This window comes from [Flexibacter] sp. ATCC 35103, from assembly GCF_001975985.1.
Lineage (GTDB): Bacteria > Bacteroidota > Bacteroidia > Flavobacteriales > Flavobacteriaceae > Flavobacterium.
The window spans coordinates 1-18,785 of record NZ_MTQF01000015.1 but is presented as its reverse complement, the minus strand read 5'-3'; the positions used below and the strand labels follow the sequence as shown (position 1 = coordinate 18,785).

The 18,785-nt window shown below is 33.0% G+C and carries 16 protein-coding genes and 1 rRNA gene; 10 read left to right on the top strand and 7 right to left on the bottom strand.

The genetic code is table 11. The annotated features are described in order from the left end of the window. Positions 1–43: 43 nt before the first annotated feature. The 7 genes from BXU01_RS22275 (at position 44) to scpA (ending at position 7,592) form a co-directional block, all read left to right on the top strand. Positions 44–1,171 carry a methionine aminotransferase gene (locus BXU01_RS22275; RefSeq protein ID WP_083695769.1) on the top strand — a complete coding sequence of 376 codons (1,128 nt, stop codon included), beginning with the start codon at positions 44–46 and terminating at the stop codon, positions 1,169–1,171. A gap of 78 nt (positions 1,172–1,249) precedes the next feature. Beyond that, positions 1,250–2,131, top strand: a complete 882-nt coding sequence (locus BXU01_RS22270) for an SDR family oxidoreductase (protein ID WP_056247549.1) — start codon at positions 1,250–1,252, stop codon at positions 2,129–2,131. A 257-nt stretch (positions 2,132–2,388) separates the two neighbouring features. Then, complete coding sequence (gene udk / locus BXU01_RS22265) at positions 2,389–2,997, top strand: uridine kinase (protein ID WP_083695767.1); 609 nt, start codon at positions 2,389–2,391, stop codon at positions 2,995–2,997. Between the two features lie 155 nt (positions 2,998–3,152). Then, positions 3,153–3,488, top strand: a complete 336-nt coding sequence (locus tag BXU01_RS22260; protein ID WP_083695765.1) for a septum formation initiator family protein — start codon at positions 3,153–3,155, stop codon at positions 3,486–3,488. A 22-nt stretch (positions 3,489–3,510) separates the two neighbouring features. Next, entirely contained in the window at positions 3,511–4,875 is a 1,365-nt protein-coding gene (locus BXU01_RS22255) for a methylmalonyl-CoA mutase subunit beta (protein ID WP_083695763.1), read from the top strand. Between the two features lie 44 nt (positions 4,876–4,919). Then, positions 4,920–5,156 carry a hypothetical protein gene (locus tag BXU01_RS22250; protein ID WP_083695761.1) on the top strand — a complete coding sequence of 79 codons (237 nt, stop codon included), beginning with the start codon at positions 4,920–4,922 and terminating at the stop codon, positions 5,154–5,156. 297 nt (positions 5,157–5,453) lie between these two features. Then, positions 5,454–7,592 carry a methylmalonyl-CoA mutase gene (gene scpA, locus BXU01_RS22240; RefSeq protein WP_083695756.1) on the top strand — a complete coding sequence of 713 codons (2,139 nt, stop codon included), beginning with the start codon at positions 5,454–5,456 and terminating at the stop codon, positions 7,590–7,592. A 51-nt stretch (positions 7,593–7,643) separates the two neighbouring features. Here the strand turns inward: scpA and BXU01_RS22235 are convergent, their stop codons facing one another. The 4 genes from BXU01_RS22235 to dapF all read right to left on the bottom strand — a co-directional run bounded on the left by BXU01_RS22235 (position 7,644) and on the right by dapF (position 11,291). Then, entirely contained in the window at positions 7,644–8,297 is a 654-nt protein-coding gene (locus BXU01_RS22235; RefSeq protein ID WP_083695754.1) for a peptidoglycan-binding protein LysM, read from the bottom strand. 577 nt (positions 8,298–8,874) lie between these two features. Next, positions 8,875–9,915, bottom strand: a complete 1,041-nt coding sequence (gene mltG, locus BXU01_RS22230) for an endolytic transglycosylase MltG (protein ID WP_083695751.1) — start codon at positions 9,913–9,915, stop codon at positions 8,875–8,877. A 10-nt stretch (positions 9,916–9,925) separates the two neighbouring features. Beyond that, positions 9,926–10,459 (bottom strand): GNAT family N-acetyltransferase, encoded by a 534-nt coding sequence (locus BXU01_RS22225; protein WP_083695749.1) that lies wholly within the window; start codon positions 10,457–10,459, stop codon positions 9,926–9,928. Positions 10,460–10,508: 49 nt separating this feature from the next. After that, positions 10,509–11,291 (bottom strand): diaminopimelate epimerase, encoded by a 783-nt coding sequence (dapF, locus tag BXU01_RS22220; RefSeq protein WP_083695747.1) that lies wholly within the window; start codon positions 11,289–11,291, stop codon positions 10,509–10,511. 138 nt (positions 11,292–11,429) lie between these two features. On the opposite strand from dapF, the gene BXU01_RS22215 reads away from it, so the two are divergent. Together BXU01_RS22215 and BXU01_RS22210 are read left to right on the top strand one after the other, a co-directional pair. Next, a complete protein-coding gene (locus tag BXU01_RS22215; RefSeq protein ID WP_083695745.1) occupies positions 11,430–12,830 on the top strand; it encodes a trypsin-like peptidase domain-containing protein in 1,401 nt (466 codons plus the stop codon). A gap of 230 nt (positions 12,831–13,060) precedes the next feature. Further along, positions 13,061–14,509, top strand: a complete 1,449-nt coding sequence (locus BXU01_RS22210) for a glyceraldehyde-3-phosphate dehydrogenase (RefSeq protein ID WP_083695743.1) — start codon at positions 13,061–13,063, stop codon at positions 14,507–14,509. A gap of 100 nt (positions 14,510–14,609) precedes the next feature. Here BXU01_RS22210 and BXU01_RS22205 read toward each other — a convergent pair whose 3' ends face one another. Beyond that, the gene (locus BXU01_RS22205; protein ID WP_055095431.1) at positions 14,610–15,068 is read right to left on the bottom strand and encodes an Lrp/AsnC family transcriptional regulator; all 459 of its coding nucleotides are present in this window, start codon (positions 15,066–15,068) and stop codon (positions 14,610–14,612) included. A gap of 199 nt (positions 15,069–15,267) precedes the next feature. On the opposite strand from BXU01_RS22205, the gene ald reads away from it, so the two are divergent. Beyond that, positions 15,268–16,386, top strand: a complete 1,119-nt coding sequence (ald, locus tag BXU01_RS22200; protein WP_083695741.1) for an alanine dehydrogenase — start codon at positions 15,268–15,270, stop codon at positions 16,384–16,386. Between the two features lie 130 nt (positions 16,387–16,516). Here ald and pafA read toward each other — a convergent pair whose 3' ends face one another. Both pafA and rrf read right to left on the bottom strand, forming a co-directional pair. Next, positions 16,517–18,133, bottom strand: a complete 1,617-nt coding sequence (gene pafA / locus BXU01_RS22195; protein ID WP_083695739.1) for an alkaline phosphatase PafA — start codon at positions 18,131–18,133, stop codon at positions 16,517–16,519. A gap of 485 nt (positions 18,134–18,618) precedes the next feature. Continuing rightward, positions 18,619–18,728 (bottom strand): 5S ribosomal RNA (gene rrf / locus BXU01_RS22190). Positions 18,729–18,785: the final 57 nt, after the last annotated feature.

Sequence of the window (18,785 nt, the reverse complement as noted above, 5' to 3'; positions counted from 1 at the left end):
TATCTTATATTGTACTCACAAGTTTTTTTAATCAAACTTTTTCATGAGTAAACTTCCGAATATAACCACCAGTATTTTTACGGTAATGTCTAAAATGGCAACCGAATATAATGCAATTAATCTTTCGCAGGGATTTCCTAATTTTCCCGTAGACGAAAGACTTACTGACATTGTTGCAAGATTATCCAAAGAAAATGTGCATCAATATACACCAATGGCAGGTTTTCCGCCGTTGATGAATCAAATTGCAAAATTAATTCAACGTTCCTACAACAGAACAATTAATCCTGATTCAGAACTTTTAGTTACAGCCGGAGCTACTCAGGGAATTTTTACTTCTATTTTATCTTTAGTAAAAACAGGAGACGAAGTTGTTATTCTGGACCCAAGTTATGATTCGTATGAATCTCCTGTTCTTCTTTGCAATGCAAAACCAGTTAGGGTTGCTTTAAATGATGATTACACTCCAAATTGGGAAACGATTGAAAAAGCGTGTTCATCAAAAACCAAGATGATTATCATCAATAATCCGCATAATCCAACAGGAAAAATTTTGACGTCAGCCGATTTTCTTCAATTAGAAAAATTACTTTCAAAATATCCTGAAATTATTGTTTTGTCTGATGAAGTATATGAATACATCACTTTTGAAGAAAAACATATTTCGGCTCATACCAAAGATTTCCTTTTAAATCGTTGTATAATGGTTTCTTCTTTTGGAAAATCATTTCATATTACAGGTTGGAAAATTGGTTATACTATCGCTCCGGAACATTTAATGAAAGAAATTAAAAAAGTACATCAGTTTCTGGTTTTCAGTGTTAATAGTATTTCTCAAGCTGCTATAAGCGAATATTTAGATGTTGTAGATGTCAATCTTTTAGGGAAATTCTATCAGGAAAAACGAGATTATTTTCAGAAACTACTTCAAAATAGTCGTTTTGAATTAAAACCCTGCGAGGGAACTTATTTTCAGGTTGCCTCTTATGCTAACATTTCAAACGTTGATGATGTTACTTTTTGCAAAAAATTAATTACTGATCACAGTGTTGCCGCTATTCCAATTTCTACTTTTTATTCAGATCATAAAGATCAAAAATTAATCCGTTTTTGCTTTGCCAAAGATGATTTTACATTAGAATCAGCCGCAAAAAAATTGTGTGATATATAAAGTTTATTAAAATTTTATAACATTATTATGCGTGCATCCTATTTATTTAATTAATATTGTAATAAAAAGATAAAAAATATGAGCTATACAGATAAGATGTTAAGAGATGACGCTTTAAAAGGTAAAGTCATAGTAGTAACAGGCGGCGGAAGCGGTTTAGGAAAAGCAATGACTAAATATTTCTTAGAATTAGGCGCTCAGGTAGCGATTACTTCAAGAGATTTAGACAAGCTAAAAAATACTGCCACAGAACTTGAAACCGAAACCGGAGGTAAATGTTTACCGCTTCAATGTGACGTTCGTCATTATGAAGAAGTAGAAAACATGCTTCAGGAAGTTTTAAAAACTTTTGGCAAAGTAGATGTTCTTTTGAACAATGCAGCCGGAAATTTCATTTCTCCAACAGAACGTTTATCTGCAAATGCATTTGATACTGTTATAGATATCGTATTAAAAGGTTCTAAAAACTGTACGCTGGCTTTTGGAAAACACTGGATCGATACCAAACAAACATCGGCTACTATATTAAATATCGTAACCACTTATGCCTGGACAGGATCAGCTTATGTAGTACCAAGTGCGACTGCAAAAGCAGGAGTTCTTGCCATGACACGCAGTTTAGCGGTAGAATGGGCAAAATATGGAATTCGTTCTAATGCGATCGCTCCGGGACCATTCCCTACAAAAGGCGCCTGGGACAGATTATTACCAGGAGATCTTGCTGAAAAATTTGATATGGCGAAAAAAGTCCCATTAAAACGTGTAGGTGATCATCAGGAATTGGCCAATTTAGCTGCTTATTTAGTTTCTGATTTTTCAGCTTATGTAAATGGTGACGTTATCACAATCGATGGTGGCGAATGGTTAAAAGGTGCAGGACAATTTAATTTACTTGAAGCGATTCCTGAAGAACTTTGGGATCAGCTTGAAATGATGATAAAAGCAAAAAAGAATAAATAATTTTACGTGCTTACTAAATTCAGAATATTTTATTATTAAAACTATACTGATTGCACTAAATCCCGAAGGTTCTACTTTCGGGATTTTTTTTATGTTTTTCACCATATAAGTAATATAAGTTCAATGAAGTAATAAATTGTTTAAATATCTGTTTGCTTAAATTTACTTCTTTCACTTATATGGTTTAAATTCATAATATATTTAGACAATCCACTTAAATTATTATTTTTGCCAAACAAATATCAAACAAAAAATATATGCTCATTATTGGACTTGCAGGAGGAACAGGAAGTGGAAAAACGACAGTAGTACACCAAATCATGAACGAATTACCAGACACTGAAGTAGGCGTAATTTCTCAGGATTCGTATTATAAACAAACCGATAATTTATCGTTTGACGAAAGAGCATTAATTAATTTCGATCATCCGCGTGCCATTGATTTTGAATTATTGGTTAAACATCTAAAAGCATTAAAAGCCGGAGAAACAATCGATCAGCCTGTATATTCTTTCATACAACATAACAGAACTGACGATACTGTATCAACACATCCTAGAAAAGTTATGATTGTTGAAGGGATTTTAATTTTGACTAATCCGGAATTACGTGATCTTTGCGACATCAAAGTATTCGTTCACGCAGATTCTGACGAAAGATTAATTCGTCGTTTAAAACGTGATATTTCAGAACGCGGACGTGATATTGACGAGGTTTTAACCCGTTACCAAAACACTTTAAAACCTATGCACGAGCAATTTATCGAGCCGTCAAAAGCATTTGCCGATATTATAATTCCAAACGACAAATACAATACCGTAGCAATTGATGTTGTTCGTGCCGTAATTAATCAACGAATTTCATAATTTTTATCGTAAATTTATTGCATAATCCCGATAGCTATCGCGGGACCCGCTTTCGCCTTTATCTTTTTATCCGCCGCGGCGGATAAAAAGGATACCGGCTCCATCGGGGCTAGAACACCAATCGAATTTATAAGAAGTAATCTGTTAAAGAGAAAATGAAACTAAAAAATCCATATAAAGACAAACGCTGGTTCAAATTACTGAGCAATAAATACGTTTGGGTTTTACTCTTTTTCGTAGTCTGGATGTTGTTTTTAGACAATTATTCTTATTTTGATCATCGTTTTCTTGACGGCCAGATTAACGAATTACAAGACAATAAAAAATATTATCAGGAAGAAATAAAAAAAGATCAGGAACAGATCAAGCAACTTAAAAATCCTGAACAAATAGAAAAATATGCCCGTGAAAAGTATTTCATGAAAAAAGACAGCGAAGATATTTATATCATTCAATTTGAAGGAGATACAATTCAAGACACAAAAGAATAATCAGAAAAAGTACACAAACCCAATGGCTACTACCCTATTCGACGATTTTAATCCGATTTCATCCAAACAATGGAAACAAAAAATTCAGTTTGAATTAGACGGAGCTGATTATAACCAAACCGTAATCTGGAATTCTCCGGAAGACATTCAGGTAAAACCTTTTTATCATATCGACGAATTTTCTAAAGCTGCTTCGGTTAAAACCCAGGCATCTAATTTTAAAATTTGTCAGAACATCTTTGTATACGATATCGAAAAATCGATTCAAAGAGCTATAAACACTATCGAAAGAGGTGCCGAAAGTTTGCGTTTTACCATCGAAAACGAAAAAATAGATATTCAAAAATTACTAGAAACTCTTCCTTTAGAAAACAGAACCGTTTACTTTAATTTGAATTTTATTTCAATCGATTTCGTAAAAATATTAGACACTATTTCGATTCAGAAAAAGGCTGTTTTTTATTGCAATATAGACCCAATTGGTCATTTTGCAAGAGAAGGAAACTGGTTTACAACATCTGATAAAAGTAATTTCGAAACGATCGAAAAAATATCAAAAGCAACCACCAATCTTTCCTTAATAAGCATCGATTCAGGTTTGTATCAAAATGCAGGCGCTAACCTTACCCAACAAATTGCGTATAGTTTAGCACATGCAAACGAATATTTAAATCGCTTACCAAGTATTACACAACCATTTGTTTTTCAAATAGCAGTAGGAACCAATTATTTTTTTGAAATTGCAAAACTTCGCGCTTTGCGAATGCTTTTCAAATTAATTGCTTCAGAATATAATCCTGATCTAGAATGTCATTTTTTGGTTACGCCAACCAAACGCAATAAAACAATTTACGACTACAACGTAAATATGCTTCGCACAACCACCGAATGTATGTCGGCAATTTTGGGCGGTGCTGATGCTGTCGCCAATTTACCTTATGATTCTTTGTACCATAAAGACAATGAATTTGGTGATCGAATTGCCCGCAATCAATTATTAGTTCTAAAACATGAAAGCTATTTTGATAAAGTAAACAATCCAGCCGATGGAAGTTATTATATCGAAAGTTTAACCATGCAATTGGCAGAGAAAAGTTTGGCTTTATTCAAAGATATTGAAGCAAACGGAGGTTTTCTTAAACTTTTGAACGACGGAACTATCAAAAAGAAAATTCAGGAAAGTGCCGCGAAAGAACAGGAATTATTCGATTCTAAAAAAGAAGTTTTATTAGGAACGAATAAATACCCTAACAAAGACGACAAAATGAAACACGATCTCGAATTGTTTCCTTTTGTAAAAATAAAACCAAGAAAAACATTAATTACGCCCATAATCGAAAAAAGATTAGCCGAAAAGTTGGAACAAGAACGATTAGAACTTGAATAATATAGATTTCAAATCCTTATATTTGAATATAAACCAAAATAATTATGGAAGCAATCAGACAAATACTATCAGTAAAAAATCATTCTGTAACCGTTATTTTACCTGATGATTTTATAGCAGATGAAGTTGAAGTAATTATTTTACCTGTACAAAATAAGGAATATAAAATTCCTCAATGGCAAATTGATGAAGTTAGAGAAAGAACAGAAAAGTATTTAAAAAATCCACAAAGTGTTACAGACATTGATGATTTTTTAAAAGAAATTGAAGATGATCTATAAAATAGTTATTGTTGACAAAGCTATAGTAGACTATAAAAAATCTTTACTTTGGTATAAAGCCATACACCCAAAATTAGCCATTAGATTTAATGATTCATTTAAAAGAAGTATAGCAATTATAAAAACTAACCCATTACTATTTCAAATAAGATATGACAACATACGAATCGTATTTTTAAAAACTTTCCCATACGCAATACATTACTCTATTTATGAAAATAGCGTAGTTATTAAATCCATTTTTCACACATCAAGAGATAGTGAATTGAATATATTCTAAACAACATTTTTTTACAATTGAGAAAAGACCTTAAACATATAAAGTTAGATGCTAAAAGTGAGAAGTTAAATACTGATTCTAAAGATCAACATTTAAAATCTGAGAACTTTTTTACTGCAGAAGGAATCGAACTCAAAGAGACTTATTCTAAAAAAGATATCGAAGACTTAGAGTTTCTTGATTTCGGAGCAGGTTTTGCGCCTAATTTACGCGGACCATACGCTACGATGTATGTAAGACGCCCGTGGACGATTCGCCAGTATGCAGGATTTTCTACCGCAGAAGAAAGCAATGCTTTTTACAGAAGAAATCTTGCCGCAGGACAAAAAGGACTTTCTATTGCTTTTGACTTGCCTACGCATCGCGGTTACGATTCAGATCACGAAAGAGTAGTTGGCGATGTTGGCAAAGCGGGTGTTGCTATCGATTCTGTAGAAGACATGAAAGTTTTGTTTGATCAGATTCCTTTAGACGAAATGTCAGTTTCGATGACGATGAACGGAGCTGTCCTGCCTATTATGGCCTTTTATATCGTTGCAGCCGAAGAACAAGGCGTAGCAATCGAGAAATTATCAGGAACGATCCAGAATGACATTCTAAAAGAATTCATGGTTCGTAACACTTATATCTATCCGCCAACGCCTTCGATGAAAATCATTGCAGATATTTTTGAATTTACGAGCAAGAAAATGCCCAAATTCAATTCGATCTCTATTTCCGGATATCATATGCAGGAAGCCGGTGCAACAGCCGATATTGAATTGGCTTACACACTTGCCGATGGTTTAGAATATATTCGAACCGGACTTTCTACCGGAATGACAATTGATGAGTTCGCTCCTCGCCTTTCTTTCTTTTGGGCCATTGGCATGAATCACTTTATGGAGATTGCTAAAATGCGTGCAGGTCGCATGATCTGGGCAAAATTAGTACAGCAATTTAATCCTAAAAGTGATAAATCGTTAGCTTTAAGAACACATTGTCAAACCAGCGGGTGGAGCTTAACAGAACAAGATCCTTTTAATAATGTAGCACGAACTTGTATCGAAGCTACAGCGGCAGCTTTTGGAGGAACGCAATCTTTGCATACCAATGCCTTAGACGAAGCCATTGCATTACCAACTGACTTTTCGGCCAGGATTGCCCGCAATACACAGATATTTTTACAGGAAGAAACTAAAATTACCAAAACCGTTGATCCTTGGGGAGGAAGTTATTATGTTGAAAGCCTGACAAATGAAATCCTGAAAAGCACTTGGAAACTTATTGAGGAAGTAGAAGAATTAGGCGGAATGACAAAAGCCATTGAAGCCGGAATTCCGAAATTAAGAATTGAAGAAGCAGCTGCCAGAAAGCAAGCAAGAATCGACAGCGGACAAGATATTATTGTAGGCGTAAACCAATATCGTTTAGAAAAAGAAGATCCTTTGCACATTTTGGATGTTGACAATCAAATGGTTCGCAAACAACAAGTAGAAAGACTTGAAGAAATAAAAGCAACAAGAGATACTGACAAAGTAAATCAATCACTCGAAAAATTAATACTTTGCGCCAAAACCGGACAAGGAAACTTACTGGAAATTGCGATAGAAGCCGCTCGATACAGAGCAACATTAGGCGAAATTAGCGACGCTCTCGAAAGTATTTTTGGCAGATTCAAAGCGCAAATTAAATCCTTTAGCGGTGTGTATAGTGCAGCAATAAAAAACGACGAAAATTTTGAAAAGGCAAAACAATTAGCAGATGCCTTTGCCAAACAAGAAGGTAGACGTCCTAGAATTATGATTGCCAAAATGGGACAGGACGGACATGATCGTGGCGCAAAAGTTGTCGCTACAGGTTATGCCGATGTAGGTTTTGATGTAGATATAGGTCCACTTTTTCAAACTCCTGCCGAAGCTGCCAAACAAGCGGTTGAAAATGACGTACACATTCTTGGTGTTTCATCATTGGCCGCTGGTCATAAAACCTTAGTTCCTCAGGTTATCGAAGAACTAAAAAAACACGGACGTGAAGATATAATGGTTATTGTAGGTGGAGTAATTCCGGCACAAGACTATCAATTTTTATTTGATGCCGGAGCCATTGCCGTTTTTGGGCCAGGAACTAAAATCAGCGAAGCGGCCATTAAAATCTTAGAAATCTTAATTGACTAAAAAGCATAAAAAATCCCGAATTATTCGGGATTTTTTATGCTTAAACTTACTCTAAATTTGATCCTGTATTGTAGCATCACTATCTGCTTCGATACGAGAAAGATCATAACCTGCAAAAGCTTTCATATAACTTTTTAATGAAGTTCCGTAAGCATCTCTAAAATGCCTGTTTCCCCTATTTTTAAAAAAGTTTTTTACAGAACCTGCTCCTCCAAGATGTGCGGCAGCTAAAATTCCTGATTCGGTAATTGCAACACCATTGATAATCTTTCCTTCATACTTTTCGATTTCATTACGTAAAATCCATTTGTTTTTGGATAGTAATGCAAGGAATGCTTTTTCTTGTAATGCAGGGTCTTTTAAAAAGGCTTTGTCATTTTGGACACCTACAGCTCTTAAGGCTTTAGAACCAAATTGGTATTTACCCATATAACCTAAAGAATTTACCAATCGGTATTTTCCTTGAGATTCTTTAAAGGCAACTGCCTCTTTAAAACTTATAAGGCGTTTTTCTGTAAATAGAACATTTACCTTTTTTACTTCAGGATAATCATCCTCTTCTTGCGATGGAAACAAGTATTCAGAGCCATCTGTTTTTTCTATTAGAAACCACGGTTTGGTTTCCATATTAAAGGGTTTAAAACCCAAACTTAAAAATGTAATAATAACGATCAAACTCGCATAAAAATACCACTTCTTTATCATAAATTGTTTTTCTTCAAATCGCTGTCACCCCTTTGAAATTTCTACGGTGCAAAGATAACAAATACAAAACAATCCTGTTAATCAGACAGTTAGTGGTTTTTAAAAATATAAAGATTGGCTCTAATCCCTTTATTGATGCAGATTACGGCCAAAAAACCAATACATAGATTTCGCTTTAAAACGACCAAATTATAAATCTAAAAAATGCAATTTTTATCAATTTTTTATCAAATTAGTTAAAATAGCAAGATTAAACTTACTGAATGTTTCGAATTTTTAAACATAATTTATGTCGAAAAAATTTGTTTTTTTCATTAAGTTTGTGTAAACTAAAATATAATTCTTGGTAAATTTATTTTTTTGAGAATCAGCAAATAGAAAAAAATCGACTCCCATTTTTTTAAAATTATACTTTTAAAATCTGAAGCCGAAACGAAAAAATCTTCAATTAATAAAACTTTTTTATTTTTCATAAAAGACTTTATTTTCAGACAAAAAAATACCTAACTAAACTGAATAAAAAAACCGAAGCATTTCGCCTCGGTTCTATTCTATTTTTTTATAAATAATCAAAAAACTATCTTGTCACTCCCTGACTAGCGATCCAATCTGAATATTTCTTAGCATTAATAGTATGTTGTTCATATGTAGAAGCAAATTCGTGGTATCCAAAACGATCTATGCTGGCACAGAAATAAATATAATCGTTCTTTTCAGGATTTAAAACCGCATCAACTGCTGTGATATCAGGCATAGCAATTGGTCCTGGAGGAAGTCCGATATTTACATATGTATTGTATGGCGATTTCATAACTAAATCATTATAAAAAACCCTCTTAATTACCTGATCAAAATTATTATCTCTTAATTTTAAGGCATAAATAACAGTTGGATCGGCTTGTAAAGGCATTTCTAAACGTAAACGGTTTAAATAAACACCTGCAATACGTGGTCTTTCATCTTTTTTAACGGACTCTTTGTGAACAATCGAAGCTAAAATTGTAGCCTGTACCGGAGTCAAGCCTTGTTTCTTTGCTTTTTCGATTCTTTCAGGAGTCCAGAAATTATGATATTCTTTGATCATTTTATCACGAAATTTCTCTGCAGAAGTATTCCAGTAAATCTCATATGTATTTGGGATAAACATTGCAAAAACATTCTCTTCGTTAAATCCATTTTCTTTTAGAAAAGCAGGATCTTTTATAGCTTTCACTAACGATAAGCTATCTGCTTCGATTTCAGAACCTATTCTACCGGCAAAATTTTCTAAGCGTTCCTGATTATTAAAAGCTAATTTTACAGGAATATTTGCTCGCATAGCACGAACCAAATCGATATTATTCATGTCTTTTTTAAGTAAAAAACGACCTGATTTTACATTTTCAGGATAGCTTCTTTTATTTGCTACCATCTCAAAATTGTCAAAATTCTTGATATAAGGGGTCAATATTTTCTTTACATCTGCATAATTAGCATCAGTTGGAACATAGACATATAGTTCTTTTTCCTCGAATTTAGTATTGGCACTGAATATTTTACTAATTAAAATAAATCCGTAAATCATTAATACTGAAATTACGGCTACAGCAGTTATCGTGATGATTTTTTTTAAGCTCAAAGTATAAAGTTTAAATTTGTTTGTTAATTAATTGAAAAATTGCTTCGTCTTGATAGTGGTTATTTAGCAAAATCCAATCTTTTTTGATTCCTATCTTCTCAAAGCCAAATTTAGTAAAAAGTGCTATACTTGCTACATTTCCTACAGCAATATTTGCATATAATTGATGTAAATTTAAATTATGGAAAGAATACTTAATTAAAAGTTCTAATGCTTCAGAACCAATTTTTTGATTTCTATTTTCCCCTTTCTGAATAACAATTCCAACACCTGCCCGATTATTTTTAGGATCGAATTCGAATAAATCAATCAAACCAATTGCCGGAAAATCCTGATCCTGACAAATTGCCAAACGCAATTGTTTAGCCTCGTAAATATCCTGTTGTGCATTTTCAAGATACTGACGAACCAAAAATCTACTGTAAGGTGTTTGTGTATTACTGACTTCCCAAATGTTTTCATCATTTTCCATTGCATACACAAACTCTAAATCATTAGGTTCTAATGCACGCAGATAAATATTTTCTCCTTTGAGTGTAATCATTGTTGATTATAGAATTTGTCTTCGACTTCGCTCAGACTGACATTACTTATTAAATTTCTATTGTTCCTTTAAAGACAAATTTTGCAGGTCCGGTCAGAAAAACATTTGTAAAATGATCTCCAAGTTTATCAAACGAAACGACTAATTTTCCGCCTTCAACATTCAGATTAATCGAAGTTTTATCTGTTTCACCAATAGCATTCATTGCAATTGCAACTGCTGTTGCCCCTGTACCACAAGCGAGAGTTTCATCTTCAACACCTCTTTCGTAAGTACGAAGTGAAAAAGTACTATCATCAACTTTTTTCACAAAATTAACATTACTCCCTTTTTCTCCATATAATTCACCATAACGAATTGCTGATCCATTCTCTTTTACATTATAATGTTCTAAATCTTCAACAATCTGAACATGATGTGGAGAACCTGTATTTAAAAAAGTATAAGTGTCTTTTTTTTGTACTTCATCAACATCAATCATTTGCAATGAAATAATCGCATCATCTCCTACAGAAGCATGATGCAAACCATCTGTTGCAATAAATGTAGTTTTGTTTTGAATAACTCCTAATTGATTAGCAAATGCTACTAAACAGCGACCTCCGTTTCCACACATTGAACTCTGATTTCCATCTGAATTATAATACACCATTTTAAAATCAGTTTCGGCATCATTTTCTAATAAAATAAGTCCGTCTGCTCCTATTCCGAAACGTCTGTCACACAGTCGTTCAATCAATTTAATGTCATCTTTTGGAAAGAAATGGGAACGGTTGTCAATCATTACAAAATCGTTTCCGGTACCTTGATATTTATAAAATTCTATTTGCATTTTTCGTTGATTAATAATACAAAAGTACAAACAAATAATTAATGAAATGTTAATCAATGTTAAAGAGAGTTAAACCATTTTATTCGTTAATTTTTTGAATTATTTTTACGTAAAATAACTTAAACATAAATTATAATCATGAAAAGACTTTCAACCTTATTTTTGGTTTCACTTCTTAGTGGTGCTACTACTCTTGGTGCTTACAAGTTATTATTTGAAAGCAACAATTCTTTTTTTGGAAGACAAAATTCTGTTGTTACTCTTGCCCCAAATTCATTCGGAAAGAATGTAGCATTATCTGCAGAAACAGTCGATTTTACAGCTGCAGCAGATAAAACAATCCATACTGTTGTTCACGTAAAAAATGTGTCACGAAGAACAGTTAGTAATCCTATGATGGAATTTTTCTATGGTTACGGCGGCCAGCAGCAACAAGAACAAGTTGGCACAGGATCTGGTGTTATTATTTCAGAAGATGGATATATAGTCACAAACAATCACGTAATTAAAGATGCAACCGAAATCGAAATTACATTAAATAATAAAAAGTCATATAAAGCAAAATTAATTGGTACCGATTCTAAAATGGATATTGCATTACTAAAAATTGATGCTAATGAAAAATTACCATATACTGCTTTTGCTAATTCTGATTCTGTAAAAATTGGTGAATGGGTTTTGGCAGTTGGAAATCCGTATAACCTGACTTCGACTGTAACTGCCGGAATTGTTTCGGCGAAAGCCAGAAATCTGGATACGAACGGAATCCAGTCTTTTATTCAGACCGATGCTGCTGTCAATCCAGGAAATAGCGGTGGTGCATTAGTAAATACAAGAGGTGAATTAATTGGTATTAATACTATGATATCATCCATGACAGGATCTTATGTTGGATATTCATTTGCTGTTCCTTCTAATATCGCTCGAAAAATTATTGAAGATATCATGGAATTTGGAAATGTACAAAGAGGAATTCTTGGTGTTGAAGGTGGGGAATTGAACAGTACAGCCTCAAAAGAATTAGGAATTACTGAAACGCAAGGTTTTTACATTAGTAAAGTGTCTAAAAATTCAGGAGCAGAAAAAGCCGGTCTTGGTAAAGGTGATATTATTATAAAACTTGACGATCAAAATATTGCAACTTATGCTGATCTTTCAGGTTATATCAACACAAAAAGACCAAATGATGTTGTTAAAGTAACATATGTGAAAGACGGCAAAACCAAAACGGTTCCGGTAACTTTAAGTAAAAATGAATTTTACAGTACAGAATTTAAAGGAATTGAATTAGAGAATATAGATGCTGCTGATAAAAAGAAATTCAGAATTGATTATGGTGTAAAAATCAGAAACATTAATAATGAAAATTTAATGCAATATCAAAATGAGCTGCAAGGCAATATTATCTTAAGTATAGATAATGTAAAAGCAACAAATATCGAGACGGTTTCTAAACTTTTAAACAAAAAAGATGAAGGTCAAAGCGTGCGTCTTGAAATGATTAATAAAAATGGAGAAATTCTTAGAATTATTATCTAAAAAAATAGTCTCAGTATTCAGTCTTAGTTTACAGTCACAGTATTCAGTTTTCGAAACTGCAAACTGAGACTGCGACTGAAAACTTAAATAAAAAGCCATCTTAACGAATTAAGGTGGCTTTTTATTTATCAAAAATAAATCACAAAATAGTTTACGAAATCGATTGAAATAGATACTTTTGCGCAAAATTTAAAAATATTTGTGTATTTATTTTTTCAATTTAATCAATTATGAGTAAAAAATCTTTGTACCAAAAAGAGGTATCATTACAAGTCGACCGAAGAAGAGCTGGGGTCGAATTAATTAAAATCATAAGCGATTTATGGTATGACAAATCCATCGAAATGGTTTTATTCAAGAATCAGTTATTGGATAAAAATGTCAGCGATATTATCAATTTGCATCAATATGCAGGTGAATTTGTGGGCAAGCCTATCACTATCTTTGATTCCGTTGAAATCGCAAAAGTTGTGTTATCATTAGATCTTCCTCCGGCAAAATTAGATCTTGGAAAATTGACTTACGAATATGGTTTGGAGGATGAAAAATATCCAGATGCCAGATATTTTGTAATCGATAAATTGAAAAAGGCAAAATCATCAGAAGAAATTCAACCAAAAGATGTTGTTCTTTACGGTTTTGGAAGAATTGGTCGATTATTAGCCAGGGAATTAATGTCTAAAACCGGAAAAGGAAACCAGTTGCGCCTGAGAGCAATTGTGACCCGAGATAAAAATGATGCGTCTACATTAGAGAAAAGAGCTTCTCTTTTGCGATATGATTCTATTCACGGGGATTTTCAAGGATCTGTAATCGCCGATCCCAAAAATAATGCATTAATCATAAATGGCACTACTGTACATATTATTACTGCAAATTCTCCGGAAGAAATTGATTACACATTATACGGAATCAATGATGCGTTAGTAATTGATAATACGGGGGCTTTTACATCAGAGGAAGCTTTGAAGAGACATTTGACATCTCAAGGTGTTAGTAAAGTTTTATTGACAGCACCAGGAAAAGGAATACCTAACATTGTTCACGGTGTAAATCATAATGAATATAATCCCGATCAAATAGATATTTTTTCGGCAGCATCTTGCACTACAAATGCGATAACACCGGTCTTAAAAGTTATTGAAGATACTTTAGGAGTTGTAAAAGGGCACTTAGAAACTATTCATGCCTATACAAATGATCAGAATTTAGTTGATAATATGCATAAAAAATACCGTCGCGGAAGAGCTGCGGCTTTAAATATGGTCATTACAGAAACAGGTGCCGGAAGTGCCGTAGAAAAAGCATTACCATCATTAGAAGGAAAATTAACTTCGAATGCAATTAGAGTTCCAGTTCCAAATGGCTCATTAGTAGTTTTGAATTTAGAAGTTAAAAAAGCTACTTCTATTTCCGCGATCAATAAAATCATGAAAAAATATGCTCTTGAAGGTGAATTAGTTGAGCAGATTAAATATTCTTTAAATAACGAATTAGTTTCATCTGATATTGTAGGAACATCTGCACCCTCAATTTACGATAGCAACGCTACGATTGTATCTAAAGATGGTAAAAATATTGTACTTTATATTTGGTACGATAATGAATATGGTTATAGCCACCAAGTAATTCGATTAGCAAAATATATTGCCAAAGTAAGACGTTTCACTTACTATTAATATAAAACCAAAACCGCTATTTTTAAAACCATCAAGATTTACTTGGTGGTTTTTTATTAAAAAAATAACCGATTAAAAGCTACTATCAATTCCTTAAAAACTATATAGGCAAAACAGTTGTACTCTTTACTTCTGAAATAACAAAAACGGTATTTATAAGCGATACTTCCGGTAATACAGATAATTTTTTTTGATGAAACTGATGGTAACTTTCCATATCCGGAATGATAATTTTTAACATATAGTCAAAGTTTCCAGATACATAATTACATTCAACGACTTCAGGTAAATTCAAAATCGACTGATTAAATCCTTCCGATGTGTCATATGTTTGTTTTGTTAATGTAACCTGACAATAAACCGTAAGATTGTTACCTAACTTTTTCTTGTTCAAAATTGATACATATTTTTCAATAACACCTTCTTTTTCAAGGCGTTTCACACGATCATGAACAGGAGTCAAAGACAAATTTATTTTGTTTGCAATGTCTTTTAAAGTATAATGAGCATTTTCCTGTAGAAGTCGTAAGATTTTTTTGTCAATTTCATCTAAAGCCATAGCGAAAACGTTTTCTATAATTAATAAAATTTAGTCATTTTTTCTTTTCGAGTAAGTTAAGTTGCTCAAAAAAAGAATATTTTTCTGTAAAAGTATTAAATAAAATAATATTTTCTTATTTATCATGACTTAATCCATAATATATTCTCTATCTGTAGTTTTGTAAAACAATTTCAATAAAAACAAAAAAATATAACAAATGATAATAGGTGTTCCAAAAGAAATAAAAAATAATGAAAACCGAGTAGCATTAACTCCTGCAGGTGTTTCTGAAATGAAAAAACATGGACATACAGTTTATGTTCAGGCAACTGCCGGATTAGGAAGTGGTTTTAATGATCAAGAATATACAGATGCTGGCGCAGTAGTTTTAGCAACTATCGAAGAAGTATATGCTATCGCTGAAATGATCATTAAAGTAAAAGAACCAATTGCATCTGAATATCCTTTAATCAAAAAAGATCAATTATTATTTACTTACTTCCATTTTGCTTCATCAGAACCGCTAACTCATGCTATGCTTGAAAAAGGTGCTGTATGTTTAGCTTACGAAACAGTAGAGAAAACAGATCGTAGTTTACCATTATTAGTTCCAATGTCTGAAGTTGCAGGTCGTATGGCTATTCAACAAGGAGCTAAATATCTAGAAAAACCATTAAAAGGAAGAGGAATTCTTTTAGGTGGTGTTCCAGGTGTACCTCCTGCTAAAGTTTTAGTTTTAGGTGGAGGAATCGTTGGAACTCAAGCTGCAAAAATGGCTGCTGGTTTAGGAGCTCAGGTAACAATTATGGATTTAAGTTTACCACGTTTACGTCAATTAGATGACATCATGCCAGCAAACGTAAATACAGAAATGTCTAACCATTATAACATTACAAGAGCAATCAAAGATGCTGACTTAATTGTTGGTGCAGTTTTAATTCCAGGAGCAAAAGCACCTCACTTAATTACTCGTGATATGCTTAAATTAATGCGTCCGGGAACTGTAGTTGTTGACGTTGCGGTTGATCAGGGAGGTTGTATCGAAACTTGTACTCCTACAACACACGAAAATCCAACTTTTATTATTGATGATATTGTTCACTATTGTGTAGCAAATATGCCAGGAGCAGTTCCTTATACATCAACTTTAGCTTTGACTAATGCTACTTTACCTTACGCAGTACAATTAGCAAATAAAGGATGGGAAAAAGCTTGTAATGAAAATGAAGAATTGAAAAAAGGATTAAACATTGCAAATGGAAAAATCCTTTATAAAGGAGTTGCAGAAGCTTGGAATTTACCTTTCAATGAAGAGTTAGTGTTAGCAAACGCATAGTGTTAACATTAAAATAAGTGCTTACTAAATCACTATAAAAAGGCTTTTCTTAATTGAAAAGTCTTTTTTTTGACATAAAAAAACCTGTCATGTTTTATGACAGGTTTTAATTTATATAGAAATAAGAAAATTATTTTTCATCTAAAACTTCTTGCAACACTTTAGCCTCGGTCCCATTTGGAAAAGTAACTTTAATTTTTTGAGCTATTGTTGGAGCAATTTCAGTAATAGCCTTTTTATCATAAGACTCACCTTTTTTGATATGCCATCCGTAAAAAATTGCCGGCACATGAGTATCGTAACTATATGGTGTTCCATGAGAAGTTCCTGTAGTTGAATATTCGATATCTCCTGGTTTATCAATGATTACCAAATCACCATTTTGAGTTACATCGTACCCTTTCGCAACAAAATTTAAATAATAATCATTTCCTGCATTAGCTAAAATTTCTTCCTCGGTATACACCTTTTTAACTTGTGGCTGTGAAATCAAAAATTCCTTAAAAGCTTGTTTGACTTTCACCAACTCTAATCCTTTATCTTTAATAATTTGCTTATTAAAGAAAATATTGAAATTTGAATAATTTAAAATTAAATCAACACCAAAAGTTTTTGTAGAGAAATCCTGTAAACTCTTTTTAACATCTTTTGAAGGATAATTATCTACATTATATTTTCTATCTTTTAAATAAATTACATTTTCAGCACCAGCATGATCCGCCGTCAGAAAAAGCAAATAATTATCTTTCCCTACTGTTTTATCCAAATAATTCAAAAAATCAGCAATAGTCTGATCTAATCTTAAATAAGTATCCTGAAGTTCCATAGAACGCGGTCCAAGAAGATGCCCAACATAATCCGTTGAAGAGAAACTTACAGTTAAAAAATCCGTAATATTATCTTTTCCTAATTCTTCTTTCTCAATAGCTTTCATAGCAAATTCAGCCAAAAGATCATTCCCATAAGGAGTTGCTCTTAAAACTCCTGCATCATTCTTTTCATACATTTTTTTCAAATCATAAGGAAAAACTGGTGCAGCGCTACCGTATAATTTGCCTTCATATGGATTGTTATCTGGCAAACTTTCATTATAAGTCGAAATAGGTTTATATAAATCCCAACCTTTATTAATATAAGGCATATAATGTTTCTCATTGTTGAATTGAGTAACCCATTCCGGTAATTTTTCACCATAAAAAGTACTCGAAATAAAAGAACCGGTTTTACTATACCAAAATGCCCAGTTTGCAAAATGACCTGCTGGTAAAATTGCACCACGATCTTTAAGACTCATTCCAATAACTTTTCCTTCGAAATTCGTCGCCATTCTAACTTCATCTGTAATTGTAGTACTCTGAAGGTTTTTTGGAGACATGGCACCTTCTTCTGCCGTACCATCTCCCACTGTTTTTACTCCAGCATCATCTGTACAATACATTTCTTTACCAAGAGTCCTACTGAACCACTCATTACCCACAATTCCATGTGTTGCTGGTGTTGTACCTGTATAAATTGACGCATGTCCCGGAGCCGTATAAGTTGGCATATAATTATAATGCATATTCTGAAAAGTATATCCATTATTCATTAATCTCTTAAAACCGTTTGGCGAAAAATCATCTGAAAACCGGTATAAATATTCCATTTTCATTTGATCCACTACAATACCTACTACCAACTTCGGGCGCTGTTGAGCACTTAAATTTGAGATAACAAACAATGTCAACAATACAATACTTTTTTTCATATTTAAATTATAATATTTAATACAAAAATACAGATTCACATTTAGATAGGCTAATACACTATAATTTAAAACCTAAAAATGATTGTAATTTAACAGAAACTTTTACAGAAAATTATTCAACAATTATTTTGAGCGTTTCCCTTTGGGTTGGGCCGTCCGCTAAATCTTTTGCGAAAGCGTTTTGGGTGAGGATTTGCCGGAAATACAGAATATCGCAAAAGGTTCCATCTCTAACGCAATTTCAAGTAAATTAGGGATTTCTTTGCGTCAGAAACTATGTTTTGTAAACATCCGGATTCTTTACGGGCATTTAAATCCAAATTTTGCCTGCTTTTTTTGGTTCAATCCCGAAGCTCTATAAACCAAAAAATCCCCATCATTTACCTGATGGGGATTTTTTTTTAAAGAAGTGCGGGAGTTCCGCATAATTCCGTTTTTTTATAAAACAAAAAACCCTGATTCTTTTGAATCAGGGTTTTTAAAAAGAAAGGCGACGACATACTCTCCTACATAACTGCAGTACCATCTGCGCAGGCGGGCTTAACTACTCTGTTCGGGATGGGAAGTGGTGAGCCCCGCCGCAATAACCACCTTACGGTCGTTAGTTGCTTTAGGCAACTTTTTAATTGTTAATTCTTAATTATAACTTGTG

Excerpts from the sequence above, each read along its gene's own strand:
- BXU01_RS22275 (WP_083695769.1), top strand. The coding sequence starts at position 44 with ATGAGTAAACTTCCGAATATAACCACCAGTATTTTTACGGTAATGTCT.
- BXU01_RS22270 (WP_056247549.1), top strand. The coding sequence starts at position 1,250 with ATGAGCTATACAGATAAGATGTTAAGAGATGACGCTTTAAAAGGTAAA.
- udk (WP_083695767.1), top strand. The coding sequence starts at position 2,389 with ATGCTCATTATTGGACTTGCAGGAGGAACAGGAAGTGGAAAAACGACA.
- BXU01_RS22260 (WP_083695765.1), top strand. The coding sequence starts at position 3,153 with ATGAAACTAAAAAATCCATATAAAGACAAACGCTGGTTCAAATTACTG.
- BXU01_RS22255 (WP_083695763.1), top strand. The coding sequence starts at position 3,511 with ATGGCTACTACCCTATTCGACGATTTTAATCCGATTTCATCCAAACAA.
- BXU01_RS22250 (WP_083695761.1), top strand. The coding sequence starts at position 4,920 with ATGGAAGCAATCAGACAAATACTATCAGTAAAAAATCATTCTGTAACC.
- BXU01_RS22235 (WP_083695754.1), bottom strand. The coding sequence starts at position 8,297 with ATGATAAAGAAGTGGTATTTTTATGCGAGTTTGATCGTTATTATTACA.
- BXU01_RS22225 (WP_083695749.1), bottom strand. The coding sequence starts at position 10,459 with ATGATTACACTCAAAGGAGAAAATATTTATCTGCGTGCATTAGAACCT.
- dapF (WP_083695747.1), bottom strand. The coding sequence starts at position 11,291 with ATGCAAATAGAATTTTATAAATATCAAGGTACCGGAAACGATTTTGTA.
- BXU01_RS22215 (WP_083695745.1), top strand. The coding sequence starts at position 11,430 with ATGAAAAGACTTTCAACCTTATTTTTGGTTTCACTTCTTAGTGGTGCT.
- BXU01_RS22210 (WP_083695743.1), top strand. The coding sequence starts at position 13,061 with ATGAGTAAAAAATCTTTGTACCAAAAAGAGGTATCATTACAAGTCGAC.
- BXU01_RS22205 (WP_055095431.1), bottom strand. The coding sequence starts at position 15,068 with ATGGCTTTAGATGAAATTGACAAAAAAATCTTACGACTTCTACAGGAA.
- ald (WP_083695741.1), top strand. The coding sequence starts at position 15,268 with ATGATAATAGGTGTTCCAAAAGAAATAAAAAATAATGAAAACCGAGTA.
- pafA (WP_083695739.1), bottom strand. The coding sequence starts at position 18,133 with ATGAAAAAAAGTATTGTATTGTTGACATTGTTTGTTATCTCAAATTTA.